The sequence below is a fragment of the Cytobacillus luteolus genome (assembly GCF_017873715.1).
GTDB classification, from domain to species: domain Bacteria; phylum Bacillota; class Bacilli; order Bacillales; family Bacillaceae_L; genus Bacillus_BV; species Bacillus_BV luteola.
The window spans coordinates 313,561-339,030 of record NZ_JAGGKM010000001.1 but is presented as its reverse complement, the minus strand read 5'-3'; the positions used below and the strand labels follow the sequence as shown (position 1 = coordinate 339,030).

General features: G+C 35.5%; 22 protein-coding genes. 11 read left to right on the top strand and 11 right to left on the bottom strand.

The window, feature by feature from the left end:
• The first annotated feature begins 28 nt into the window (after positions 1-28).
• Positions 29-529 (top strand): antibiotic biosynthesis monooxygenase family protein, encoded by a 501-nt coding sequence (locus tag J2Z26_RS01770; RefSeq protein WP_193534222.1) that lies wholly within the window; start codon positions 29-31, stop codon positions 527-529.
• Between the two features lie 38 nt (positions 530-567).
• Here J2Z26_RS01770 and J2Z26_RS01765 read toward each other — a convergent pair whose 3' ends face one another.
• The 3 genes from J2Z26_RS01765 to J2Z26_RS01755 form a co-directional block, all read right to left on the bottom strand.
• Complete coding sequence (locus J2Z26_RS01765) at positions 568-2,061, bottom strand: alanine/glycine:cation symporter family protein (protein WP_193534223.1); 1,494 nt, start codon at positions 2,059-2,061, stop codon at positions 568-570.
• Positions 2,062-2,253: 192 nt separating this feature from the next.
• Positions 2,254-3,834 carry a sensor domain-containing diguanylate cyclase gene (locus tag J2Z26_RS01760; protein ID WP_193534224.1) on the bottom strand — a complete coding sequence of 527 codons (1,581 nt, stop codon included), beginning with the start codon at positions 3,832-3,834 and terminating at the stop codon, positions 2,254-2,256.
• Positions 3,835-4,064: 230 nt separating this feature from the next.
• A complete protein-coding gene (locus tag J2Z26_RS01755) occupies positions 4,065-6,158 on the bottom strand; it encodes a sensor domain-containing protein (protein ID WP_209794279.1) in 2,094 nt (697 codons plus the stop codon).
• Between the two features lie 271 nt (positions 6,159-6,429).
• Between J2Z26_RS01755 and J2Z26_RS01750 the strand changes: the two genes are divergently transcribed.
• Positions 6,430-7,710 (top strand): globin-coupled sensor protein, encoded by a 1,281-nt coding sequence (locus tag J2Z26_RS01750; protein ID WP_193534226.1) that lies wholly within the window; start codon positions 6,430-6,432, stop codon positions 7,708-7,710.
• Between the two features lie 129 nt (positions 7,711-7,839).
• Positions 7,840-8,088, top strand: coding sequence for a hypothetical protein (locus J2Z26_RS01745; RefSeq protein ID WP_193534227.1), 249 nt, complete (start codon positions 7,840-7,842; stop codon positions 8,086-8,088).
• A 43-nt stretch (positions 8,089-8,131) separates the two neighbouring features.
• Here J2Z26_RS01745 and J2Z26_RS01740 read toward each other — a convergent pair whose 3' ends face one another.
• Positions 8,132-8,758 (bottom strand): LysE family transporter, encoded by a 627-nt coding sequence (locus J2Z26_RS01740; RefSeq protein WP_193534228.1) that lies wholly within the window; start codon positions 8,756-8,758, stop codon positions 8,132-8,134.
• 155 nt (positions 8,759-8,913) lie between these two features.
• Between J2Z26_RS01740 and J2Z26_RS01735 the strand changes: the two genes are divergently transcribed.
• Positions 8,914-10,266, top strand: coding sequence for an amino acid permease (locus J2Z26_RS01735; RefSeq protein WP_193534229.1), 1,353 nt, complete (start codon positions 8,914-8,916; stop codon positions 10,264-10,266).
• A 29-nt stretch (positions 10,267-10,295) separates the two neighbouring features.
• On the opposite strand, the gene pdxR is transcribed toward J2Z26_RS01735, so the two are convergent.
• Positions 10,296-11,741, bottom strand: a complete 1,446-nt coding sequence (pdxR, locus tag J2Z26_RS01730; protein WP_193534230.1) for a MocR-like pyridoxine biosynthesis transcription factor PdxR — start codon at positions 11,739-11,741, stop codon at positions 10,296-10,298.
• A 124-nt stretch (positions 11,742-11,865) separates the two neighbouring features.
• Between pdxR and J2Z26_RS01725 the strand changes: the two genes are divergently transcribed.
• Complete coding sequence (locus tag J2Z26_RS01725) at positions 11,866-12,432, top strand: DJ-1/PfpI family protein (RefSeq protein WP_193534231.1); 567 nt, start codon at positions 11,866-11,868, stop codon at positions 12,430-12,432.
• Positions 12,429-13,397: a Gfo/Idh/MocA family protein gene (locus J2Z26_RS01720; protein ID WP_193534232.1), complete on the top strand. Its 969-nt coding sequence runs from the start codon at positions 12,429-12,431 to the stop codon at positions 13,395-13,397. The genes J2Z26_RS01725 and J2Z26_RS01720 overlap by 4 nt, the downstream gene beginning before the upstream one ends.
• A 46-nt stretch (positions 13,398-13,443) precedes the next feature.
• Here J2Z26_RS01720 and J2Z26_RS01715 read toward each other — a convergent pair whose 3' ends face one another.
• Positions 13,444-14,355, bottom strand: a complete 912-nt coding sequence (locus J2Z26_RS01715) for a polysaccharide deacetylase family protein (RefSeq protein WP_227413572.1) — start codon at positions 14,353-14,355, stop codon at positions 13,444-13,446.
• A gap of 122 nt (positions 14,356-14,477) precedes the next feature.
• Between J2Z26_RS01715 and J2Z26_RS01710 the strand changes: the two genes are divergently transcribed.
• Positions 14,478-16,604 (top strand): GDYXXLXY domain-containing protein, encoded by a 2,127-nt coding sequence (locus J2Z26_RS01710; protein WP_193534233.1) that lies wholly within the window; start codon positions 14,478-14,480, stop codon positions 16,602-16,604.
• A 20-nt stretch (positions 16,605-16,624) separates the two neighbouring features.
• Here J2Z26_RS01710 and J2Z26_RS01705 read toward each other — a convergent pair whose 3' ends face one another.
• Positions 16,625-17,320: a phosphatase PAP2 family protein gene (locus J2Z26_RS01705; RefSeq protein WP_193534234.1), complete on the bottom strand. Its 696-nt coding sequence runs from the start codon at positions 17,318-17,320 to the stop codon at positions 16,625-16,627.
• A gap of 111 nt (positions 17,321-17,431) precedes the next feature.
• On the opposite strand from J2Z26_RS01705, the gene J2Z26_RS01700 reads away from it, so the two are divergent.
• Positions 17,432-18,634, top strand: coding sequence for a M20 family metallopeptidase (locus J2Z26_RS01700; RefSeq protein ID WP_193534235.1), 1,203 nt, complete (start codon positions 17,432-17,434; stop codon positions 18,632-18,634).
• Between the two features lie 205 nt (positions 18,635-18,839).
• Here the strand turns inward: J2Z26_RS01700 and J2Z26_RS01695 are convergent, their stop codons facing one another.
• The 3 genes from J2Z26_RS01695 to J2Z26_RS01685 all read right to left on the bottom strand — a co-directional run bounded on the left by J2Z26_RS01695 (position 18,840) and on the right by J2Z26_RS01685 (position 21,606).
• Positions 18,840-19,547 (bottom strand): EcsC family protein, encoded by a 708-nt coding sequence (locus J2Z26_RS01695; RefSeq protein ID WP_193534236.1) that lies wholly within the window; start codon positions 19,545-19,547, stop codon positions 18,840-18,842.
• Between the two features lie 105 nt (positions 19,548-19,652).
• Positions 19,653-20,870, bottom strand: coding sequence for an ABC transporter permease (locus tag J2Z26_RS01690; RefSeq protein WP_193534237.1), 1,218 nt, complete (start codon positions 20,868-20,870; stop codon positions 19,653-19,655).
• Positions 20,863-21,606 carry an ABC transporter ATP-binding protein gene (locus J2Z26_RS01685; RefSeq protein WP_193534238.1) on the bottom strand — a complete coding sequence of 248 codons (744 nt, stop codon included), beginning with the start codon at positions 21,604-21,606 and terminating at the stop codon, positions 20,863-20,865. Before J2Z26_RS01685 ends, J2Z26_RS01690 begins: the two co-directional genes overlap by 8 nt.
• A gap of 766 nt (positions 21,607-22,372) precedes the next feature.
• Between J2Z26_RS01685 and J2Z26_RS01680 the strand changes: the two genes are divergently transcribed.
• From J2Z26_RS01680 to J2Z26_RS01670, 3 genes are all read left to right on the top strand, one after another.
• Complete coding sequence (locus J2Z26_RS01680; protein ID WP_193534239.1) at positions 22,373-22,795, top strand: HIT family protein; 423 nt, start codon at positions 22,373-22,375, stop codon at positions 22,793-22,795.
• A gap of 598 nt (positions 22,796-23,393) precedes the next feature.
• Positions 23,394-24,479: a 3-phosphoserine/phosphohydroxythreonine transaminase gene (gene serC / locus J2Z26_RS01675; protein WP_193534240.1), complete on the top strand. Its 1,086-nt coding sequence runs from the start codon at positions 23,394-23,396 to the stop codon at positions 24,477-24,479.
• A 127-nt stretch (positions 24,480-24,606) separates the two neighbouring features.
• The gene (locus tag J2Z26_RS01670) at positions 24,607-25,131 is read left to right on the top strand and encodes a tryptophan transporter (protein WP_193534241.1); all 525 of its coding nucleotides are present in this window, start codon (positions 24,607-24,609) and stop codon (positions 25,129-25,131) included.
• 38 nt (positions 25,132-25,169) lie between these two features.
• Here the strand turns inward: J2Z26_RS01670 and J2Z26_RS01665 are convergent, their stop codons facing one another.
• Positions 25,170-25,367 (bottom strand): membrane protein YhzF, encoded by a 198-nt coding sequence (locus tag J2Z26_RS01665; RefSeq protein ID WP_193534242.1) that lies wholly within the window; start codon positions 25,365-25,367, stop codon positions 25,170-25,172.
• Positions 25,368-25,470 lie beyond the last annotated feature (103 nt).

The following is a 25,470-nucleotide window of genomic DNA, read 5'->3' as shown; positions in this document are numbered from 1 at the left end:
TAAAATACACAAATGGGTGGTGGATAGATTGAAAGCCTTTATTACGTTTGGAACGGTTGATTTTCTGGAGAAAAAGAAGATGGCAAATCCTACTGAAGAGATTTTATTATTACAGTCAGAAGAGAACTCCATGCTATATCACGAAACAGAAAAAGACTCTATCTTTAAAGAGCCTAAAAAATTTGAAGTTCTTTTATCAAATGGGGCATTTCCAGATAAAGGGTTTACCACAGTGAATTACATTCCTGTAACGGATGAAAGTAAACCAATGTTTGAATACACCTTTAAGAGTGAAGTGAACCGCCTTGCCCAACAAGAAGGGTTTATAGCATTACGTTTTTTGCGACCATTAAAGGGAGGGACGTATACGGTATTAACGATTTGGGAAAATGAGTTGTCTTATAATGTATGGCATAAATCAGAGGAACATAAGGTGTTTCAAAGTAAAATAGCTGACCAACAGCATAAAATTGTATATCCTAGCCCAGCCTACGTAAAAGAATATTATATTGTTAGCCCGAAAGAGTAAAAAGCTTGGATGAAGAAATCATCCAAGCTTTTTTATACCTAATTTTTATCAACAGTTGTACCAGAAGTAGGTACTTCTCCGATAGATCCTGTTGAATCATATTTATATTCTTTTTCCCAGAAGTCAGCATTTTTAATACCTAGCTTAACTGGGTCAAACACAGGGTCTTTTCCTTCTTTTCTTTGTGCCTCGTAATCTTTGAGGATCTTAAGAGCAGGTTTGGATAACAACACAATGGCGATGATATTTAACCAAGCCATACTTCCTACCCCAAGGTCACCTAATGACCAAGCAAGTCCCGCTGTCTTAACACTTCCATAGAATACCATTCCTAAAAGTACAAGCTTTAAAATATGCTCGGTCCAAACTCTTCTTACCTTACCATTAATATAAGCAAGGTTTGTTTCAGCCATATAGTAGTAAGCCATAATTGTCGTAAATGCAAAGAATAACAATGCAATCGCTACAAATGGAGCTCCAAAGCCTGGTAGAGCAGATTCAACGGCATTTTGTGTATATCCAGGACCCGGCTCGATATCGCCAAGGTTATTAACGATAGCTTCTTGTCCAGCTGGTGTAACATTGTACATTCCTGTAAATAAGATCATGAATGCTGTTGCAGAACATACTAACCAAGTGTCAACATATACTGAAAACGCTTGAACAAGACCTTGTTTAGCAGGGTGAGAAACTTCCGCTGCAGCTGCAGCATGTGGACCAGTACCTTGACCAGCTTCGTTTGAGTAAATTCCACGCTTTACTCCCCAAGAAATAGCAGCACCTAAAATACCACCAAATGCAGCATCCATACCGAATGCACTTGAGAAAATAAGTCCTAATACCGCAGGAATTTCTGAAATATTCATAAAAATAACGATTAAGGCAACAATCATATAACCTAGTGCCATAAAAGGTACAACAAATTCTGCCGTACGTGCGATACGTTTAACTCCACCGAAAATAATAAGTCCTAAAAAGATAATAATGACAAGACCAGTAACCCATTGAGGAATTCCAAATGCAGTGTCCATTCCTAATGCAATACTATTTGCCTGTACACCTGGTAAAAGCGCTCCAGTTGCAAGCACAGTTACGATGGCAAACAAGACAGCATACCATTTAATGCCAAGTCCCTTCTCTATATAAAATGCAGGACCCCCACGGTATTGTCCATCCTTTTTCGTTTTATAAACCTGACCTAAAGCTGATTCAATAAATGCTGAACCCGCTCCTAAGAATGCAATTAGCCACATCCAAAAAACTGCTCCAGGACCACCAAAGGCAATCGCAGTCGCAACCCCAGCAATGTTACCTGTTCCTACCCTACCGGATAAAGAAAGGCTGAGCGCTTGGAACGAAGAAATCCCAGCAGATGACTTGCCACCCGCAAATAGTAATTTAACCATGTCTCCTATGTGTCTCACTTGCATGAATCTAGTTGCTAACGTGAAGTATAACCCTACCCCTAAGCATAAATAAATAAGTGCCTGACTCCAGACAATGCCATTTAGCCAATTTACTACCTGTTCCATCTTATTCCCCCTTTTTATAATTGTCAGATTCTTCTTAATTATATGTTAGACAACCATAAAAAATAAACATTTATTTTTATATTTAAAAAATTTAAAATGCTTTATCGGACTAGTGTGGTAAATAGTTTTCTTTAAGAGTATAGAAAAAGAGAGTTAATGATAATAAATCACTAACTCCCTTTTAGTATTATTTTAACTACCGATAAACCAAATTGTCGTTCGGTTTCTACCCTCATTTTTAGATTTGTATAAGGCTTTGTCAGCAAACCTAAATAAATCATTCAGTGATCTTGTTGCTTGAGGATAATCAGCTATTCCTAATGAAATAGTAATAGGCTCCCCAATTGGAGTATTCCTTTTACTAACTTTAATTCGTATCCTCTCAGCTATTTCGTAAGCTTCAGAAGAATTAATATCAGGTAATAAAAGCACGAACTCTTCTCCGCCATACCTAAAAAACACATCTGAATCTCTTATTAAAGAAGAAACCATTTTAGCCATATATTTTAACACTTCATCTCCTGCTTTATGTCCAAAGTTATCATTTACAGCTTTAAAATGATCAATATCTATAAGGACTAGCGAGAACGACTTTTCTTCATTCTTAAAACGCTCAAGGACCTCTTGGAATTTCCTAATATTCGGCAGTTCAGTTAAAGGATCTGTCATAGCCTCCTCTGTAAGTTTAGTATTATTTTTTTGCACAGAGTCAATTGCAATTAATACACTTTTAGTTAATAAATCTGCTTCTCTATTCCAATGAGAGTTTTTTTCTAGAGTTAAGACCTGTTCCCCAGATGCTAATTGATTAACAAGATCCGCCAAATAATGAAAAGGTTTAGCTAGTTTCCGAGCAAGTAATACGGATAAAAACAGTAAAAATAAAAATGGAGATAGTGCGTATAACATTAGTTGTTTAGTATGTTTTTTCAATAGTTCATTAATATAGGAGACGGGAGTTTGCTGTATGACTCCCCAACCAGTTTCTGGTATATGATTATAGGCAGCAAGCATCGAAATGCCTTGTGTATTTGTAACACGCTGAACTCCACTTTGCCCCTGTATAACCTTACGAACCATTGGGTTAGCTATTACATCTTCACCTATACGGTTGGTGTAAGGATGAAATAATAATTTCCCACCGGGTCCCACTACATAATAATAGGAGCCATCCTCTCCAATGATATCATTTCCAAGTATCTCATTTAGGACGTTTCTTTCTTGTAAATATATAGATCCACCAATTATCCCACGGTAATTACCATTACTATCAAATAAAGGTTCACTCATTAATACAATAAGTCGTCCTGAAGGTGCGATGTATGGCTTTGTTAAAGTTGGTACTTTCAGGTCGAGTACGTCTCTTGTGATTCCTGTAACCTTTTCACCTTTAAGCCCAACACTTAATGGAGCTATGTTTCGTATCAGACCTGTTTCATCTATCCAAGAGAGCGAGTTAAAGTATCTGCTATTATTCCTCAATAGTTCCAATTGTTCTTGTATATCTTCATCACTCAGTTCGCTGTTTTTAGCAAGGTAGTTGGTAGTCTCTACTAAACTTAGCCTCATTGACTTAAATAATGAATCAACTGACCGGCTTATCTTCTCTGACTTGGAACCATTAAGAGATAAATACGTATTGGTCAGAGACCTTTTCTCAGACTGATAGGATGCTCCCAATAGAATAATAATAGTTAATATAACTGACGCCGAAACTAAGCTGGTTAACAGTGTAGTCAGTTTGAATTTTCTATTATATTTAATTCTTTTCATATTTTATACTCCATTACCATTAATTGCTTTATTATCTTACTATACTTTACACTTATTTCTATATGAATGTCACTTAAAATACAAAAGATAAAGAGGATGAAACCTGTTCAAATTTCACCCTCTATGAATAGATAGTATTTAATTAAAAGAGGTTACAGTAAAAAATTCTGTGTTACTACAATTTAAACTGTTCAACAATATCTTGTAGTTGCTGCGCTCTATGACTTAGTTCATTTGCTGAAGATTAATTCATTTTTATTTTTTTGAATAACGTAATCAACAAGGGCACGGAAAGGCAAAGGTTTACTAAATAAATACCCCTGTACTTCATTACACCCCATCTCTTGTAATAAATGAAGTTGTTCCGTCGTTTCTACCCCTTCACCAACAACATGCATCCCTAACAACTTGGCTAAATTAATAATCATTCTGGCTATTTCTAAGCTTTCTGTTTCTTTTTCAATAGTTTTAACGAAGCTACGGTCCATTTTTAGTGTGTCTGTTCGAAATTCTTGAAGATAACTAAGGGATGAATAACCCGAACCAAAGTCATCCAAAGCGACTGTGAAACCAGCTTCTCTAAAGCTTCTAATAACTTGCTTCACTCTCTCTTTGTTCTGAATAAAAACAGATTCTGTGATTTCAATTTCGATAAGAGACGGAGAGAGTTCATATGATTGAACAATTTGCAAGTAATCTTTGACAGAATGCACACTCATCAACTGACAAGGTGAAAAATTTATGGATACTTTATATGAAGTGTTAGTTAGTTCATTAATCCTTTTGAGTTGATTACAGGATTCCTTAAACACCCAGTATCCAATAGAAAACATTAGCCCACTTTTCTCAACGATAGGGATAAACTCATTAGGGGGAACCATTCCTATTCTTGGATGATTCCAACGAATTAAAGATTCGAAGGAACTAATTTTGTTTGTTTTCGTGTTGATACGAGGTTGGAAATAGACTGAAAGCTCATCCTTATCAATAGCTTGGTGAATATCATTTTTAATAGTAAATTCCCTATAATTGATAGTCGCAATGGAGTTATCAAAGTACTTATACTGGTTCTTTCCTTGCTGTTTTGCGAACCTCATAGAACTAGTTGAATATGAAAGTAAGGTTTGATTATCTATAGCATCTAAAGGAAAACAACTAATTCCAAGACTAATAGAAATATACAGTTCCTGACCTTCTACAATGAAGGAGTCTTTCATTAGGTACAAAATATATTCGCCAATCTCTTTATCTGAGATACAGCCATTTCTTAAAATCAAGGAAAATTCGTCTCCCCCCATCCTTGCAATAAAAGTATTAATAGGAAGATTGGTAGACAGTCGTTTTGATATCTCTTGTAATATTTGATCTCCTGTCTCGTAACCAAACATATCATTAATTTGTTGAATATCATCAATATTTAAAACAGCTAAATGAAATTGTTCATCGTTTTTCTGTGCATTCTCAATCACTGTATTAATCCTTGATCTATAAAAGGTGCGGTTAGGTAAACTTGTCAATGGATCATAAAATGCATTGTTTTTAAGCTGTTGTTCAATTCTTTTTTCTTCAGTGATATCCCTAAAGTTTATAACGATCCCATTAATCCCTGCTTGATTTAAAAAGTTTGTCACAATTAATTCGTGTACATAATAAACCCCATCACCGTGCAGTGCACGAATATGAAAGCGCATGGGTACTTGAGGATTTTCTTTCGCTAATTTAATCTTACTATCAAAATAAGAACGATCATCATTATGTATAAGTTTCACAACACCATTATTAATAACATCAGAAACTTTCATTTTTGTAATCTTTTCATAAGAAGGACTAATATAACGAATTGTTCCGTCATACTTGAGTATTGCAACCCCCTCACTAAGATGTTGAATCATGGCTCGAACCCTATCCTCATGAAAATTAAGCTCTTCTTCCATATTCTTTTTCTCAGTGATGTCATTTCTAATAGAGATATACTGGTAAGGTTTTTTATTTTCGGATAAAAAAGGAACAATCACCGTTTCAACCCAATATGATGAACCATCTTTTGCTCTGTTTTTTACTTGCCCTCTCCATACCTCTCCATTAGATATCGTTCTCCACATATCTCTAAAGAAAGATTTTGAATGGTATCCTGAATTTATGATTCTATGATTCTTTCCAATCAATTCTTCTCTCGTATATTGAGAAATTTCACAGAACTTATCATTAACATAAGTGATGGTTCCAACTTCATCTGTAATAGCGATAATGGATGACACATCTAAAGCATCCTTTATATTACTAAGAATTATATTTTTGTTCATTTTATTTTCCATTACACTCATAGTAGTCCCCTTCTAATCAGTGTACCAACAGGATATATTTCCTATCATCATGTTAGTAATTATCACATGTAGACCCAGAATGGAACTGTGACATTTATCACATTTGTTGAAAGTTTCGTTTAGAAATTGACAATTCCTCAACATTTTTCTACCATTTCCAACAGTTTACTACATATATACCATGTAAATAGTTTAAAAGTCCTACGACTATTTAATTTTCATATGTTAATATAATGGAATATTGTAGAAATTTACAAAGGAGTGCATAAATATGTTATTTAAGAAAAAAAAGACTGCGATGAATACCTCACCACCTACAGAAAAAGGTAGGCTTGAAATTAAATCTGGAAGTGATTTAGAAAAGCAAGTTTCAATGATTGGATTAACAATTGACGATTTATCAACAATCAAAGCCATTAAACCCTTTGTAAACGTTAGCATCGAGGAGATCGTTAATCGTTTCTACAGTAACTTAGAGAATGAGTCTAGTTTATTACATATAATTAATGATAATAGTTCCATTGAACGACTAAAGAAAACACTTAGAATACATATTCTTGAAATGTTTGATGGTGTTATTGATTCAACTTACTTAGAAAAAAGAAAAACAATTGCTCATGTCCACGTTAAAATTGGATTGCAAACAAAGTGGTATATGTGCGCCTTTCAAGATCTACTGCTATCTCTACTTGATATCGTTGAACAGAATTTGCAAAAAGACTTACAATTCCCTGCACTACGGGCTGTTTCAAAATTACTCAACTTAGAACAACAGGTCGTGTTAGAGGCATATGATAAAGAGACTGAGCGTCTTAAACAAGAAATTGAAGATCATAAATTAAGATTAGGAATGAAAATATCGGAAGCTTCTCAACACCTTGCGGCAGTTTCCGAGCAAACAAATGCCTCATTCCAAGAATTAATTAAACAATCCGATACGATTACATCACTCGCTCATACAGCAAGTGATTTGTCTGTCCTTGCAGAAGAGAGATCTCAAAAAGGAAAAGACCAAATTCAAAGTCAGGATAAAAACATGTCAACGATTCAGCAAACAGTAAATGATATTTCAACAGATGTTAAAGTTTTGTTAGACATATCTAAACAAATGAATGACATTGTAAACATCGTTACCGGTATTGCGGACCAAACAAATCTATTGGCATTAAATGCAGCGATTGAAGCAGCTAGGGCAGGAGAACAAGGCAAAGGGTTTGCTGTTGTAGCTGGCGAGGTTAGAAAACTATCAGAAGAAACGAAGAAATCAGTAACGAATGTAGCTGATCTTATTAAAAATACGAATACACAAGTTGATAAGCTTGGTAGTTCTTTAGAGAAAATACGAATTGAAGTTAACGAGGGTACTTCAAGTATTTCTGAAACAAATATACATTTTGATGAAATTCTTAAAACAATGATTGAAACAAAAGAGCAAAATAATAAAATTAAGCATGAACTAGTTTCTTTTGTGAATGTGATAAATGAATTAGGAAATGCTTTTGATGAAGTGGCTACATCATCTGATCGTTTATCAAGTGTTGCACAGTCTTAATAAAAAAGCTGACTTTTCACGTGAGAAGTCAGCTTTTTTATTAAGAGTTCAGTATCTCCCTAATCATGATAAATTTTCGATTTCGTGGCAAGCTAGTTTAAAATCGATATCTTCTTAGGGGGAATGAATGTGGATGAACAAAATACTTTTGAAAAAGCGATGAACTCTTTAGAACTGGCAGAAAAAGAGCTGATTGATGCACAAACTACTGGGGATGCTGGAGAATTGAATCAAGCACATTATCAGCTGCAAATCACAAAGGATTTGTTAAATAGCCTTGATGAATCTGGTCTTTCTAATGAACAACAACTAGTCAGACTTAACCATGCTAAGGAACACTTAAGACACTTATTAGAAACCGAGATATCTTTACAGTAAAAATGGCCACCCTCAATTTTGGGTGACCATTTTTTTATATAAATCATCCAAATAAAAGAATGAACCCTTGATACCCAAAATACAGTCCAAAACCTATTAGAGATACTCCCGATAGAATTGAAATTGATGTTAAAAAACCTGGCGATAAAAATTTGCGAAAGCTACTTGATAATGCAGCCATTGACACGTCCCATAAAACTAAACCTGCTATAATTGCACAGCTGTAGATTGCCAATTGTTCTAAACTAGCTGTCGCAGCAGTGTTTGCCAATATTGACCCATAAATCCCTAACCAAAACAAAATTGTTAGGGGATTGCTAATAGCCATAAGAAAGCCTGCAGAAAAGGACTTTTTATAAGATTCATCACTTTCATCCCTCGAATTGGTTATCTGTCCAGTGCTTTTAAGACTTTCAATCCCTGTATAAGTTAAAACAAAAAAACCAAATAACCAAAGAAATGCTTTTACAAAAGGAATATCTAGAATATGAATAAGTCCAAAATACACAACGAGCATATAGACAAGGTCTGCTGCTACAGATCCTAAACCGATTAACCATGCGTTAAAAAATCCGTACTTGATTCCTCTATCTAACTGAGCTGCGTTGATTGGTCCAATTGGAGCTGCTAAGGAAATTCCTAGAAAAAAATAACTGATTAATACACTCATAGTTCCCCACCTTTTAATGAGATATCAAAGAAGTACTTGTACAAGTGTATTCAGCTAGTCCATTTCATAACACAAAAAATTAAAGCCCACTCACCTTTTAACAACACATAAAACCAATAAATATTGGAACAATATTCATGTTGAGGAGGAGTGTTATGAGCAAAACAAACGGTTCAGAAAATAATCTGAAATGGTGGCAATTATCCTTATTTGGTGTAGGAAGTACAATCGGAACTGGTTTTTTCCTTGGCTCAAGTATATCTATCATTAAAAGTGGACCGGCTGTTTTACTATTATTTATCATTGCTGCACTCGGTACATATTTAGTTTTTGATGGGCTTGCAAGAATGACAGCTCAGGAACCACTTGAAGGTGCATTCCGTTCATATGCTAAAAAGGCATATGGTGCTTGGGCTGGATTTACTTCTGGATGGGTGTACTGGGCCTCTGAAATGCTCATTATGGGGAGCCAGCTTACTGCACTTTCCATTTTCACTCGTTTTTGGTTTCCAGATGTTCCATTATGGATTTTTGCTAGTTTTTATGCAGCATTAGGATTAATCGTCATTTTATTTGGCGCCAAAGGTGTTAACCGCTTTGAAAATATATTTGCCTTAATAAAGGTTGCGGCAATTCTCATGTTTATCATCATTGCTTTAGCAGCGATTATGGGGCTATTTGATGTTTCAAAACCAATCTATGTTCCTAATACGATGGATAAAATATTTCCATTCAGCATTGTTCAAGTATGGTCAGCATTGCTTCTAGTGTTCTATGCATTTGGTGGGGTTGAGGTAACAGGGTTAATGGCTGCACAGCTAAAAAACCCGGAGGAAGCACCAAAGGCTGGTAAGGTAATGGTAGGACTAATAACGATCATCTATCTAATCTCGATTACATTAGCAGTAATAATGGTGAAACAAGGAGAATTTTCGGTTGAGGAAAGTCCATTTGTGACTGCCTTAAAAAACTATCAATTCCCTTATGTCGAGCACATTTTCAATGCTGCATTAATTATCGCTGGGTTTTCTACGATGGTTGCCGCATTATTCGGAGTAACCACTGTCCTGGTCACACTTGCAAAGGATGGAGATGCGCCAAAAGTCTTTGCGAAAAAAGGAAAACTAAAAGTACCAACATTAACATTTATCCTCTCAATGTTTGGCCTTTTAGCTTCGATTATTCTTTCTCTTTTAATGCCTGATACCATTTATGAATACATTACAACTGCCGCTGGACTAATGCTATTGTTCAACTGGTTATTCATCTTACTGTCAGCCCGAAAGCTATTGCCGGGCACAGCTATGAAAAATGTGAAATATATTCTCGGTCTGATTATCATTTTATTAGCTGTGTTTGGAACTTTATTTAGTGATTCTAGTCGACCAGGATTTTTTATTAGCATTGGATTTGTTTCGATTATCGTTATCATCCTTTTTATTAGAGGAAAAGTCAGTAAAAAGGATAAGCAGGACTCAGGTAACGAATCTCTGTTTAAGAAATTGTGATACACTAGAAAAGCCCTTTAGTGGGCTTTTCACTTAACTTTTTCAAACACCTCTCCCATCAGTTTTACTGCTTCCTCAATTTCCTGCTCATCTAAGTGCGAAAAGCCAAAGATAGCCTTTTGCTGTTTAGGAGGATTTAAATAATATTCGTTAGCGCTTTCCCACTGAACGCCTCTCGCTAAGCACTCTTTTGTAAACTCCTTATACTTTTCGGATGAATGCTTCCAACTTGCGAATAAATGTAGGCCAGCATCTGTGTCCAACCAATCAAAAGCGTCTGGTAAATGAGTTTTAATGGCTAGCATAAATGCTTCATATTTTAGTGAATAAATTCGGTTTAGTCTTCGTAGATGGCGCTCAAGCTTTCCTGATTTTATAAATAGCGCTATTGCCATTTGTTCAAGAGCAGAAGTCGTATATGATCCAAACAAGTTTCGTGCTCGTAAAAATTCATCAACTAGGTCACTGGGTAAGATTGCATATCCTATTCGTAAATGTGGAAGTATGCTTTTTGCAAACGTACCCAAGAATACCACTCGATCCTCATAATCAAGTACTTTTAGTGGTTCAATTGGCCGACCCTTTCTTCTAAACTCACTATCATAATCATCTTCTATAATGATTGCATTTTTCTTTTTAGCCCACTGAAGAAGATTCAAACGTTGTTCAAGAGACATTACCTTTCCTGTTGGGAATTGGTTACTTGGGGTCACATAAATTAATTGACTGTCCCAATCTTTCACACTAAATCCACCAGGTTCAATTGGTGCAGATATCAGGGTCGCACCTGAAGTAATAAAGTTTCCTTGAATAGATGAAAAAGATGGCTCCTCTACGACAACTTTATCTCCTTCATCAATTAGCAATTGAGACAAAATTCCAATTCCCTGCATTACACCGTTAATAATAATAATTTGACTAGGGTCAGTACTCATACCACGTGTACGATGTATGTAAGCTGAAATAGCCTCCCTTAACTGTATAAGCCCTTTGGAATCATACCCCGGAATCTCTGTTAAAAAATTTAGTTCTCTAGTAGCCTCGTATATAGTCTTTTTCCAATCTTGAATAGGAAAATGAGAAAGATTTGGAGAAAATCCAGCACCACCAAAATCTATAGTTGCTTTAATTGGTTTTTCTTTTGAAGGACTACTAGGTATTCGTTTACTCCATTTTGATAATCGTAAATTTGTTGAAGATTTCTCTATTAAATTAAATTTAGTTGGCGAATAAGCAACAAACGTACCACTACCTTCCACCGATGATACATACCCATCTGCAATAAGCATTTCAAAAACTTGCTTAACTGTATTCCGATTTACATTGTATTTTACTGCCATTTCACGACTAGAAGGCAATCTGGTATCGATTTTAACTTTTCCATTTAATATTAAATCTCTTATAAAATGGTACAAAGCTTGGTACTTATACTTATATTTACTTTTTTCAAAATCTAATGTAAAAAAAATATTCATCTGATTTCTTCCTCTCAAGCCTAAAGTGGACTAGTAAAATTATACCAAAATGGGTCTTTTTTGATATCCAAAAATTTATTAAACTAAAAAATGTTAAAAAGAGATTTAGAAATGGAGAGAAAAAATGAACATACATATTTTAATTTATAATGATTATGCACACTTTGAGGCAAACTTAATTGGATGGATAAAAGGACGCGGACACGAATTAGTTACAGTTTCTTTAGGAGAATCAGAGATCACAAGTGCTGAGGGTTTTATCATGAAACCACATACTACAATTGACAAAGTAAATCCTAATGATATTGATATATTTATTGTACCTGGTGGAGATGCACCATCTATTCTAGGTAACGAAAAATTACAGAAATTATTACAACAAGTAAACGAGCAAAACAAACTTATAGGTTCTATTTGTTATGGTCCATTAGTGTTAGCTGATGCTGGTATTTTAAAGAAAAGAAAGTTCACGACATCTGTAACACCAGACTTAGAATTATTTAACCACTTTACTCGTGAAGCCTTTGTAGAGAATGGTGTAATCGTTGATGAAAACATTGTAACAGCAAAAGGTGACGATTATGTAGACTTTGCATTAACAATTTGTAAATTAGCAAACTTAACAACTGAGAATGCATTAAACTATTGGGCTAGTTTCTTTAGAAGTAAGCAGGAGATGGTAAATCAATGAGCAAAGTAAAAGTTGGAATTGTGGGTGTTGGAGCATTAGGAGAAGGTTTGGTAAAGGTCTTTGCTGAGCACCCTTTAGTAGATCTAGTTTCCATTTGTGATATCGATTCAACAAAGGTAGACCTCACTGTTGAGCAATATCAAGTTAAAGGTTTTACAGCTCACACTGATTTACTAGAGAAATCAGATGTAGACATGGTGTATGTTTCTGTCCCTCCGAAATGGCACCATGAGGTTGCTCTTGACGTAATTCGTGCTAGGAAACATATTTTGTGTGAAAAACCACTAGCTAATTCAGTTGAAGAAGCTAAAGAATTGCTATATGAAGCAAAACGAGCAAACATTGTTCATGCTATGAACTTCCCTTTAAATTATTTAACTAATACACGAAAATTTGAAGAACTAATTAGAACTGGCTTTATAGGGAGACTTAGAAAAGTCGAACTTAACATGCAATTCCCTACATGGCCTAGACCATGGCAGCAAAATCAATGGATCAATACACGTGATCAAGGTGGATTTGTTTTCGAAGTTTCAGGCCATTTCATTCAGCTTATCCAACGCTTCTTCGGTCAGATTAGTGATGTTAAAAGTATCCTAGAACTTCCGACTGACCCAACGCTTCCGGAAACTGGAATTACTGCTAGTATGAAACTAGCTAACCATGTACCTATCATTTTTAATGGAATTAGTGGAACGGCAGGTATAGATGAACAGAAACTATCTTTAACTGCCTATGGAACAGAAGGAACAATTTCACTCGTTGATTTAATGAAGGTGAAAGCTGGAAAAATCGGTGAACCATACGAAGTGCTACCAACTGAGAGTAATCATTTTTGGAATGAATTAATAAATGAGTTTGTAGCTGCGATAAACGGAAACCAAAGTGAGTTATATGATTTTCAAGTAGGCTATGATGTACAAGTGGTGTTAGAGAATTTGCGTAAGACAGAGATTTTGGTGTAATAGCAAGACTCATCCAACACCTAATGGGATGAGTCTTTTTCAACGCCTATTTCAAAGGGTAATCCTCTAGTTTTACAAATCTGTATCCCCTTCTTTTTAATTCAGGTACAGCGAGTTTTATCCCTTCAAAGGTTTCTCTATCGGGTTTGTTCATATGAAGTAATACGATTGCTCCTGGTCCAGCATTTAGGAGAGCATCTCTGACTTGTTCTTTTGAGAATGTGGCTCCTGCATCTCCTAACACGTTGAAGTTTACGACTTCTTCCCCAATGTCATTCGCTACTTTTACACCAATTTCATCATAAAAGGCTGTTCCAGATCGAAAGAACTTTGGTGCTTTTCCTGTTATACTTTCTATTTTGCGGTGGTTATGCAGTACTTCATCAACCATCTCTCCGACATTTGCTGTACCTTTTATTCCCCAAGCCTCTCTACCATTGATTGATAAAGGTCTATGGTGAGTTCCATGGTTTTCAAGTTCAAAAATAGGAATTCGGTTTAATGCCCAGAATGTCCAGTAGTTTGCATCAATCCAACGACTATTAATAAATAAAGTTGCAGGAATATTTTCCGTGCGAAGGTAATAGATTAACTCAGCATCATACCCATTCCCATTAACCCCACCACATGCATCTAATGTAAGGGCAATGACTTTATCAGTTGTATCCAACCTCGTCTTGACACCGGTAACATTCTCTCCCCATTCCTTGGGAATCTGATATTTATTTATAAGGTCCGTTTTTAACTGTGAATCATTCCCTGAATTTGAAAAGATCTTAATGTTTTCTTCTTCATTATGTGTGCCATAGATCGCACTGTGCTTTTCACTCTGATACAATATCGCCCCTTGAGGCTCAATGTTATTTTCCATCAATGTTCCCTGGTTACCACTTTGACATGCTGTATTAAACAGGATAATACCTATGATTATCATGATAACTTTTAATGAATTCAACATGACCTACCTCCTATTGTTAGGTTTTTGTTATATCAAGCACAGTAATCATGGAAATTTCTTCATACTAGGCATTCAGAAAAGGTATTTTTGGTATAGAATGAGAACAAAGGGGGAGAGAAGTTATGCAAAGATTAATACCTGTAGGCTACCTCGGGTCAATTATCCTTTTACTAACGAGCATTATTTACTTTTTTGCTGCAAACTGGAGTTATTTTACGAGGTTTGAAAAATTGGGGCTATCCGTTGGAATCATGCTTCTTTTTTATTTCGTGTCAGCCATAACTACAAAATTTATCTCGCAACAACCTTTTTTAGGTAAGTGGTTTCTTGTTGCAGGAGCCATATGCTTCGGCGTGAGTGTTGGATTGATTGGACAGATATATAACTCACATGCAGATAGCTATATGCTATTTTTCGTATGGCTAATACCCACTGTACTACTCGCACTTATCACAGGGTATGCACCACTATGGGTTGTGAGTTATGTATTACTTCACCTAACCTACTGGTTTTATATGAACCCATCGTCTTATTTCATCAGTCGAACAAATCTAGAGGAGTGGTTGATATATCTTGTTGTATGTTTAATTAACTTAGCATTATTCGCTTTTACCTTTACTAACAAGTTTAGAATTAAAATTATCCGATATTTTGCATACACGGCTGTACATCTTGCATTAATCAGTTTGAGTTTTTTTGAACTTTTTCCGCCGTACAGTGGTTGGACGAATGTACTATACATTTCATTCGCATTCATTTCCTTTGTAATTCTAAAAAAATCAAAGGGTCAACAAGGATTAACGATTATTCTATTTACCATGGCAAGTTTATATATTTGTGCAAAGATTATCGAAATACCATTCTTGTTTGATCATTATCTTGGCTTTTTTGCAGTACAACTCAGCGGAACCTTTGCTTCATTATTGTTAATACTAGGTGGTATATTCTTAGCCAGAAAATTCACTCCTAGTGGTGGTAGCAAAGTAAACTCAACTCTTAAACGAATTTTAATTGTTATTGTTACAATCATAGGCTCCATCATGTTTGCTTCAAGCTTCGGTTCGTTGCTCTTTATTTTAACCGAATCGGAATATGCAGCAGTTATTGTAAGCTTATTGTTTATTCTTACTGGCCTTTTATTTAAGAAACTTGATAACACTGCCCGTCATACAATACTAATCATTGGTTTCTTTTCTGGAATGTTTGGAGCCATTTTTCTTTCAAGCTTTATCACTACACTTTACTTACTTATATCTCTAGCTGTTTTTATTACCATTAAAGATGGAGTTGTTAGATTTATAAGCTATGTTGCTCTATTAATTACCACACTCTCCTTTGTTTTTGATGACCTTCAACTAGGGGACCATATTGAGCTAGTATTCCTAGTTTTTGCAGTAATAAATGGAGTTCTTGCTTTTTTGATGAAGGCTCAAAAAGATATATTTAGGATTGGTTTGTTTTTCTTTTATCTTTTCTTATACGCGCTTACCTTCCTAAACGAGGAAATCGTCTTGGAGATTATATTTGCCATACTACTTTTTATAGTTGTTACAGGTTTGCTCATCTTTTTTGGTAAAAATGAGAAGCTTTTTGAATTTAGAGTAAGTGCCGTTTTTTGGATTTTAAGTCTTGTGACAACCTATTATGATTTAGTATGGTCATTACTTCACAAGTCTCTATCATTCTTTATTATTGGGCTTATTTTCTTTATAATTACATGGTTTTTGGATAAAGAAAATAAGACAATCGGTGCAAATAAAACATTTACAAGAATACAATGGGTGTTTGTAGGTGCCGTGCTAGTTCTTCAGTTATCTTTTGTAAGCTTTCAGATGATAACAAATGAACATTTAATTAATGAAGGAAAAACGATTACACTTAAACTTGCTCCAGTAGACCCGAGGTCCATGATCCAAGGTGATTATGTACGATTGCAATATGAGATCGGTGAAGTTGAACTTGGTGAAGGTAGACATGAAGGTCGGGTCTTTTTACTTTTGAAGAGAAATGATGAAGGTATTTATAGTGTTTCAAAAGTGTATAAAACGCAGATTGACCCTACTAAAGAAAGCTTAGCTGAAGACGAGGTCATTATTGCAGGAAAGTACAATGGATATAATCAAATCATTTTTGGAATTGAGAGCTACTTCGTGCCAGAAGGAACTGGACTTGAGGTTGAGCGAAATGCGGAGTTTGCGAAAGTTGCTGTATCCCAAAAAGGGGATGCGCTATTACTAACTATAGAATAAATATTAAAAGGGATGAAGGCTCATCCCTTTTTTAGTTTCTGATGGAAAATTGTACGCCCACCCTTATGTAATAAAATCATAATAACTAGTCCGATAAATCCTGCTGCAAATCCTGCAATAACATCCGAAGGGTAATGAACATTTAAAACGATTCGGCTGAGTCCAATTAGAAATATAATCACAGACATTGTAATAACTAGGATTAATTTGTGCTTGCTATTTTTTAGCATTGAAAAAACAAAGTAGGTTAAAAAACCGTAAAACATAATTCCTACCATTGCATGGCCACTTGGAAAGCTGTGTCCTTCTGCAAAAACGCTAACATCAATACTGGGGCGTTCCCTTCCTATTGTAATCTTCAACCACTGGTTTATCTCATCACTAAGGTAAGTACCTACAGCAAGAACAATCATAGCTGCATAATCTCTGCTTTTCCACCATATCAGAACAAGTGAGATTACAAGTAAAGTAATGACCGAACCTGTCGTTACAAAATTGGTAATAAAGGTAAAGAAAAAGACTGTAGATGAATTTGTAAATCCGCTAACAAAATTTTCGATAGCCTTATCTCCGAACACTTCTGTGCCAGAAGTCACCTGTTGCATGAATAAAATTAATAAAGCAAGAGCTGGTACTGAAAAACTAAGAAAAAAATAGAATGGTAGGTTCGTATTAGTGGCTTTTAATTGATGTTGTGTTTTTATTTCCAATGTCATTTCACTTCCTTCTATTTTAATTCTATTAGTCTAAAACAAAAGATTCATACTTATTATAGTAACATGCTATAATTATAGCAATAGTTTGAAAAATTAAAGGGGGCTTCTTTCATGTTGCTTGAATTGTTTGAATCGCTTGAAGAAAAGTATAGTGAAATGGTTGATATTAGACGTCATTTACATCAGCATCCTGAGCTTTCGTTTAAAGAATACAAAACGGCTGAATACATAGCTAACTTCTATAAAGAACTAGGTATTGAGGTTCGTACAAATGTTGGCGGAAATGGTGTTGTTGCCAAAGTAGTAGGTGGAAAGCCTGGACAAACTGTAGCACTACGTGCGGATTTTGATGCTCTCCCAATTCAAGACGAGAAGGATGTCCCTTACAAATCAACTGTTCCAGGCGTTATGCATGCTTGCGGACATGATGGGCATACATCGACTCTATTGATACTAGCAAAAGTTCTTCATGAAATGAAGGATTCGATTCCTGGTACAGTTGTATTCATCCATCAGCATGCAGAAGAATATGCACCAGGTGGAGCCATTTCAATGATTGAAGATGGATGCTTAGATGGGGTCGATGCTATTTTTGGAACTCACCTTTGGGCTGGTGACCAAACTGGAACGATTCAATACCGAGTTGGACCAATCATGGCTGCTGCTGACCGTTTTGAAATTACAGTACAAGGTGCAGGTGGACATGGTGCGCAGCCACATAAAACAAAGGATGCAGTTGTAACAGCTTCACAACTTGTTGTTAACCTTCAACAAATTGTTAGTAGAAAGGTTAACCCAGTTAAATCAGCTGTTGTATCTGTCGGTTCTTTTGTAGCAGAAAATGCATTTAATGTTATTGCAGATACAGCTAAATTAATTGGTACCGTTCGAACTTTTGATGAGGAAGTTCGTACACAGGTAGAAGAAGAAATTGAACGTATTGTTAAAGGTACTTGTTACACAAATGACTCCTCTTACACTTATTCGTTTGATCGTGGTTATCCAGCTGTTGTTAATCACAAGGCTGAAACAGAATTCTTAGTTGATCTTGCAAGAAGCGTACCTGGAGTAACTTCTGTTGAAGAAGCAGATCTTCAAATGGGTGGAGAAGATTTTGCCTATTACTTACAACATGTGAAAGGCACATTCTTCTTTACAGGAGCAAGGCCAGTAAATGTCGATGTTCCTTACCCACACCATCATCCTAAATTTGATTTTGATGAAAAAGCAATGCTAGTTGCATCAAAAACATTAGGATCAGCTGCGATTAATTACCTAATTAATAATAAAGTAGAAGCAAAAATAGAAGCTTAATGAATAAAAGCGTTTGGAACCCTTCTTCCAGACGCTTTTTTATGATCATAATCAGGCGTTCAAATGGAAATAAATTGAAATACTTAACTAAGACAACAAAATACTTACTTATTGAACAGAAATACTTTCCTATCTTGGAGGTTTACTTTCCTATTCCTACAGAATACTTACCAATTCCAATTAAATACTTTCTTTTCCCATTATTTCACTCAAAATACCTTAGTCTAAAGCAGTTAATTGCTGTTTCTCCTAATTGGTCAAGTAGGTTGTAGTTCGCATAGGCACCTACTACTGCTCCTATTCCAGGTAGTAGTTGAAGCATTTTCACAAAATCGATGTAATCACGGTACTCTTGTTGAAATACACGCCAATCTAACTCTTCTAGCTCCTTCTTCTTTTCATCCCAATCCTCGATCAACTCAAGTGTTTCTGCTTTATGCTTATCACTAGAAAAAGCTAATTTAAAAATATGAAGAAGAAACAAACGCTCATCGTATTTTTTTGAATCATAACCGTAGATTGAAGCTATTTCAAATAAGAACTTCATTTTAATCGATAGCAGTAATGGAAAGTCTGCTAGAGCTAATAAAAAACCACCTGCTCCAGTTCCCGCTCCTTCTACTGCAGCTGTCCGTTTATACACATTTAACCTTTCTAAGACAAGTTTTTCTTTTTCCTCTAAAGTTAACTCTCTTACATCTCTTTCTTTGGTTGTATACTCCGAACCAGCTAATGTGGCTTGAACCATTTTCTTAATACTTTCGGTAATAATTTGATGCGCCCTTTCTGGAATATAACTATTGATCTTCGTTTGTGCTGTTTTTGAAAAACGATTTAGTATCGTTGATTTCTTCGTTATCTTCTTTCTCCACTTACCTAATTCTTCTTTAGCTTTGACTTCATAGTAATCCATACCCTCAACGTCCTTTTTAAAATACTGTCTATTTATATACGAATGTATTTATTGAAAGATTCATTGAACTAAAAAACCCCTTATCCTCGGAAAAGGGGCATCTGTCTAGGAAAGCTTCTTTATCTTACCTTTAATATACATTTGTACAAAAAGATAAGTAAATATAATTGAAAGTACGAGTACGAGTAGTGATTGACTAACCATCCCACTCACGAACACACTTACTGCAAATAACAAACTCTGAACCGCCAGTAAGACTAAGATTAGCTGTAAAAAGGAAGACAATCGTGTATCTTTTGAAACTGGATATAGATCAATCCATATCTTTAAGCTGTGTTGTCTCCATAAAGTCATTAATTGATATCCTGTTAAATAGATAAATAACAACGCAACCAAGATCTTCCCATTTCCCAGTGGGATAAAATAGAGAATAAGGCCACCGATGACAAGAAGTCGGACATACATTCCTAAGTAATCACTGGAGCGTAAAAAAGTTCTTAAGTATAAATGACCATATGTGTTTTTCTGCGCGTATGGTAGCATTCCAGTCACCCAATCAAGCCATCTGCGCCTCTTGACACGTTCTTTAAGTTTAGGCACATCTGTAAATAAATTTGCTATTCGATAAAATGTCATCATCCTTCTGGACTCTAAGTCAATTAACTGATTCCAATTTAAACTTTTTGATGATGTTGCTCTGTTAAAATAAAGAAGAAGGACAATCATAATTGCAATCATGCCTACGATAAACAGAAAGTTTGCTTCTTTTAAAAGTAAATATACAAACAAAAAGTTAATAAAAAAACGTACAAATCGATCCGTCGTTCGTGCCCAAGGTTCAATAAAGTAATTTACATTCCATGTTATTAACAAGTTCCATATCTTTTGTAAGATAAGGACACAAAAAATCACGAAAAGAGCTAGGAATGAATTACCTGTCACCTTGAAATATAGTGGTGATATGGCTGCGAGTAGTAGTACTATTAAATAACTTTGAAACACCAAACTAGATAAGAATGCTTTTTGAAAGTAAGGTGTTAGTTTATTTTCAACTTGTAATAAAAATACAATATCCGGCTCTTTTAAAAGTGTTTGTATCTGACTATTTGTCAATGGGATCGCTAGCAGTATAGCAATGATTAAAATGGCAGGAAATGTTGGTGATAGTGTTTCAAGCCAACCACTATAAACAAAAGCTGCTCCGCCGATTAAAAAAATCAAAGCAATCAATAAATGATCGTTGAACATATATTTTAAATAGCGTCTAATCTCTGTTATATATTGAGTGTTCCTATGCTTCCATAATTTATTAGCATCAATCATTCGTATCTTCTTCCTTTGTTAGCTGAATATAGATATCATCTAACGTTGCGTTTTCCATGTTAAACTCTTTTCTTAATTCAGTTAGAGTTCCTTTCGCCCTAACCCTTCCGTTATGTAAAATAACAAATGAATCACAGTATCTTTCCGCAGTAGCCAAGATGTGTGTAGACATTAGGATACCAGCACCATTTTCCTTCATCTTGTTCATCAACTCAAGAAGTGATTGTATGCCTAATGGATCTAACCCAACAAACGGCTCATCGATTATATATAAAGAAGGCTCCACTAAGAAAGCACACATAATCATGACCTTTTGCTTCATTCCCTTTGAGAAGTGAGCCGGGAACCACTTTAATTTCTTTTCCATTCGAAACTCTTTTAACAATGGCTGAAGACGTGATTCAAATGTTTCCTTATCTAAACCATATGCCATTGCGGTTAACTCTAAATGCTCAAACAAGGTTAGTTCATCATAAAGGATTGGTGTTTCTGGGATGAAACTAAATTGAGAACGATATTTCTCTATATCCTCTTTTTGTGTTCTTTCATTAATTAAAACTTGCCCCTGCTTTGCTTCCATAAGCCCAATGATGTGTTTTATTGTCGTACTTTTCCCTGCTCCATTTAAACCGATCAGACCAACAATTTCATTACGGTTTACTGAAAAGGACACATCCTTAAGAACAGGATTTTTCGTATATCCACCCGTTAACTGTTTTACCTCTAAAAGTGACATGGCTAATCCCTTCTTTTTCTATTCATTATTTTACTAATCATATCAAATTTTACCATAAAGAGAAACATTCATGGCCTTTCGACAAAGGAGGATAGAGCTTGTCAAATGTACTTGATATTCGACATTTGCGTGGCATTTGTCGAAGTGCGTTTCTAAAAAAAATAATTTATCTTTGCATATTTCAATTACACACCGGGCATCATAATTTTTGAAGAGGGGGAGATTAAAAAAGCATTTGATGACGGAATTTCATCAAAAATTTGAAATGAGGTGTCTGTGAAAGACAATTCCTTGTTTTAGACGATATGCTGACGAACACGACCAAATAAGGGGATGGTAGTATTGAATAAGGTTAGTTTCCTTTAGATAGAGAAAAGTATCAAACCTACTCTTACGAAAATGAGGTGTTTACGGGCCACTATTTACAATTGTAGAAGCCTGTATTAATAAGTCATTTTGTAAATGAGGTGTTTGTTAAAGATCATCTACAAGTAATATAAGTTGTGAAACTTATGCCTTTAACAAGGGGATGGTCATCTTGAACAAAGGAACTTCCACTTTCATTAGTATATCATTTCATTTTATTGAAAAATGAGGTGTTTACGAAAGATACTCTAACCTGTAAGGCGTGAACTATTCTCCCATAACCTCTCTCATTAGAGCAGGATGCACATTCGTTGCATTCTGCTCTTTTAATTTTAGAACACAATTTTGTTGGTTAAGCTAGATATGGTAAACTATAGAAAAAAATTGTGAGGTTGATCATATGAGCGATTGTATTTTTTGCAAAATCATTAAAGGTGAAATTCCAGGTGCAAAGGTTTATGAAAATGAGCATGTGTATGCTTTTTTAGATATTGGACAAGTGTCAAAGGGTCATACACTTGTTATTCCTAAAGTACATAAAGACAATGTTTACGAGTTAACTCCAGAAATTGCACAACATGTGTTCGAAGCGGTTCCTAAAATTTCAAATGCGATTAAAGCAAAGTACAACCCAATTGGATTGAACTTATTAAGTAATAATGGTGAACATGCTGGTCAAACCGTATTCCACTTCCATATGCACATCATCCCTAGGTATGGAAAAGGCGATGGTTTTGGCGCTGTTTGGAAATCTCATGCGAATCTTTACACAGCGAAAAACCTTCAAGACATCGCTTCAGAAATTTCACAAGCTATTCAGTAAGAGGTAATCATTGCATTACCTCTTTTTTCGTGGGAAGTAACCATTTATTTGTTTATCGGAATGGATTCGGACTCGTTTGAACCTGCTACTACTCAACCTGTCTAAATCTGCACTGGATTCAGACTCGTTGCTCTCTACTACTATTCAACCTGTCTAAATCTGCACTGGATTCAGACTCGTTGCTCTCTTCGACCACTCAACCTGTCCGAATCTGCTCGGGATTCAGACTCGTTTCTCCCTTCGACCGCTCAACCTGTCCGAATCTACTCGGGATTCGGACTCGTTTCTCTCTGCTACTACTCAACCTGTCAGAATCTGCTCGGGATTCAGACTCGTTTCTCTCAACTACTATTCAACCTGTCTAAATCTGCATTGGATTCAGACTCGTTGCTCTCTTCGACCGCTCAACCTGTCCGAATCTGCTCGGGATTCGGACTCGTTACTCTCTGCTACTACTCAACCTGTCAGAATCACCCTAAGAATTATCTAATCGTCATCCTTTCCACTCTCCAGACTAACCAACTTTACTGAAAATTCACTTTACTTTTCAAAATATCGTGTTAACATTAAAAAATAATTTAGTTAGGAGGCGTTTTTTTTGAAGGCAATTCATAATTTTAATGCTGGTCCCTCTGCCTTACCTAAGGAAGTTCTAAGAGAAGCACAAGCTCAACTTCTTAACTTTAACCATACCGGAATGTCGATTATGGAACTTAGCCATCGCAGTAAAGTGTATGAAGAGGTTCACGAACAAGCGAAAAGCTTGTTAAAAGAGTTAATGGGGATCTCTGATAAGTATGAAGTCCTTTTTTTACAAGGTGGAGCTAGTCTACAATTTTCAATGGTACCGCTAAACTTATTGACTGAAGGCAGTGTCGCTTCCTATGTCTTAACTGGAGCTTGGTCAGAAAAAGCATATGAGGAAGCAAGTAAAATTGGTGAGACATCTATCATCGCTTCAACAAAAGATAGCAATTATACAACGATTCCTACCGATACAACTTTCAATTTACCTATAAATAGCTCCTACTTACACATTACATCGAACAATACAATTTATGGGACACAGTTTCACTCCTATCCAGAAACTGGCCAGGTTCCATTAATTGCGGATATGTCTAGTGACATTTTGAGCAAGAAAATAAATATTGATTCTTTCTCTCTAATTTATGCAGGTGCACAAAAAAACTTAGGTCCAGCAGGTGTAACAGTTGTTATCCTAAGAAAAGACCTTCTGCCAAACATTCCAGCTTCTATTCCAACCACCTTAAACTACAACACTCATGTTAAAAATAACAGTCTTTACAATACACCTCCCACTTTTGCCATTTATCTACTTTCACTTGTTCTTAAATGGGTGAAAGAACATGGTGGTGTTGAAGTTATAGAAGAAAGAAACAATAAAAAAGCATCGCTACTTTATCGATCAATTGATGAGTCTGATGGGTTCTACATACCTCATGCAACTAAAGAAAGTCGTTCCAACATGAATATTACATTCACCTTGCCAACAGAAAAATTAACAAAAGAATTTTTAGCCAAAGCAGTTGAAAATGGATTTATTGGGTTAAACGGACATCGTTCAATTGGTGGCTGTAGGGCTTCTATTTACAATGCTGTCTCTTATGAGTCGTGTGAGGCCTTCTCCCATTTTATGAGTAGATTTAAAAAATCAAATTTCTGATAATTTATACTGTCAAACTACACTAATTTTTGATATACTAATAAATGAGTATTTTCGCAATAGGCGTAGAGCACTATTGGAGGATTCTCAAAAATATTGAGCGTAGTTAGAATAGGAGAGATGAGAAATGAATACAAGAGTACTAGTTTTATTATCATTGTTAGTTGGAATGGGTGCTGTACTTCATGCAGTCACACCGCCATTACTATTTGGAATGAAGCCAGATTTAATGCTAACGATGATGTTTTTAGGGATATTACTGTTCCCTTCAGGAAAAAATGTTTTATTATTGGGTCTGTTAACAGGAATTATTTCAGCTTTAACAACTGGATTTCCTTCAGGGCAAATTCCTAACTTAATTGACAAACCAATTACTGCTTTTGTCTTTTTTGGAATGCTATTACTTATGAAAAAATATAGCCATTCCTTGTTATCTGCTGGTACATTAACTGCTATTGGCACACTAGTTTCAGGATTTATATTCTTAGGCTCAGCCCTAGTATTTTTCCAACTGCCTGGTGGAGCAACTTTTCTAAGTCTTTTTGCCGGAATTGTTCTTCCAACTGCTGCATTCAACACAGTGGCCATGGTTGTCATTTACCCGATAGTACAACAGATATTTAAGCGTACTAGACTAGCTTCTCAACTATAATAAAAGACCAAACCCGATCTCATACAAGATCGGGTTTTTTATTTTGCACCCATGCTATACAAAAGTATACCAACTACTAATAAAGTGATACCAGCTACTCCTAATAGTCCAGCCTTTTTAAGCAGAACTTTCTTTGGAGGATAGACTCTTGCTTTTTGAGATAACATAAAATAATTAGTCATACCAATTAAACATAAAATACTAATAACGAATGTTATAAATATGACCCCAGCCAATTCAACTCCCCCTTTATTCATCTTTATGCTGGGTTTAGTTATCGTATGTAAGGACTTAAAAGTTTTAGTATGAAAAAAGAGGAAATATAAGGCAACTTGTAGA

Excerpts from the sequence above, each read along its gene's own strand:
- J2Z26_RS01765 (WP_193534223.1), bottom strand. The coding sequence starts at position 2,061 with ATGGAACAGGTAGTAAATTGGCTAAATGGCATTGTCTGGAGTCAGGCA.
- J2Z26_RS01760 (WP_193534224.1), bottom strand. The coding sequence starts at position 3,834 with ATGAAAAGAATTAAATATAATAGAAAATTCAAACTGACTACACTGTTA.
- J2Z26_RS01755 (WP_209794279.1), bottom strand. The coding sequence starts at position 6,158 with ATGAGTGTAATGGAAAATAAAATGAACAAAAATATAATTCTTAGTAAT.
- J2Z26_RS01750 (WP_193534226.1), top strand. The coding sequence starts at position 6,430 with ATGTTATTTAAGAAAAAAAAGACTGCGATGAATACCTCACCACCTACA.
- J2Z26_RS01740 (WP_193534228.1), bottom strand. The coding sequence starts at position 8,758 with ATGAGTGTATTAATCAGTTATTTTTTTCTAGGAATTTCCTTAGCAGCT.
- J2Z26_RS01735 (WP_193534229.1), top strand. The coding sequence starts at position 8,914 with ATGAGCAAAACAAACGGTTCAGAAAATAATCTGAAATGGTGGCAATTA.
- pdxR (WP_193534230.1), bottom strand. The coding sequence starts at position 11,741 with ATGAATATTTTTTTTACATTAGATTTTGAAAAAAGTAAATATAAGTAT.
- J2Z26_RS01725 (WP_193534231.1), top strand. The coding sequence starts at position 11,866 with ATGAACATACATATTTTAATTTATAATGATTATGCACACTTTGAGGCA.
- J2Z26_RS01720 (WP_193534232.1), top strand. The coding sequence starts at position 12,429 with ATGAGCAAAGTAAAAGTTGGAATTGTGGGTGTTGGAGCATTAGGAGAA.
- J2Z26_RS01715 (WP_227413572.1), bottom strand. The coding sequence starts at position 14,355 with ATGTTGAATTCATTAAAAGTTATCATGATAATCATAGGTATTATCCTG.
- J2Z26_RS01710 (WP_193534233.1), top strand. The coding sequence starts at position 14,478 with ATGCAAAGATTAATACCTGTAGGCTACCTCGGGTCAATTATCCTTTTA.
- J2Z26_RS01705 (WP_193534234.1), bottom strand. The coding sequence starts at position 17,320 with ATGACATTGGAAATAAAAACACAACATCAATTAAAAGCCACTAATACG.
- J2Z26_RS01700 (WP_193534235.1), top strand. The coding sequence starts at position 17,432 with ATGTTGCTTGAATTGTTTGAATCGCTTGAAGAAAAGTATAGTGAAATG.
- J2Z26_RS01695 (WP_193534236.1), bottom strand. The coding sequence starts at position 19,547 with ATGGATTACTATGAAGTCAAAGCTAAAGAAGAATTAGGTAAGTGGAGA.
- J2Z26_RS01690 (WP_193534237.1), bottom strand. The coding sequence starts at position 20,870 with ATGATTGATGCTAATAAATTATGGAAGCATAGGAACACTCAATATATA.
- J2Z26_RS01685 (WP_193534238.1), bottom strand. The coding sequence starts at position 21,606 with ATGTCACTTTTAGAGGTAAAACAGTTAACGGGTGGATATACGAAAAAT.
- J2Z26_RS01680 (WP_193534239.1), top strand. The coding sequence starts at position 22,373 with ATGAGCGATTGTATTTTTTGCAAAATCATTAAAGGTGAAATTCCAGGT.
- J2Z26_RS01670 (WP_193534241.1), top strand. The coding sequence starts at position 24,607 with ATGAATACAAGAGTACTAGTTTTATTATCATTGTTAGTTGGAATGGGT.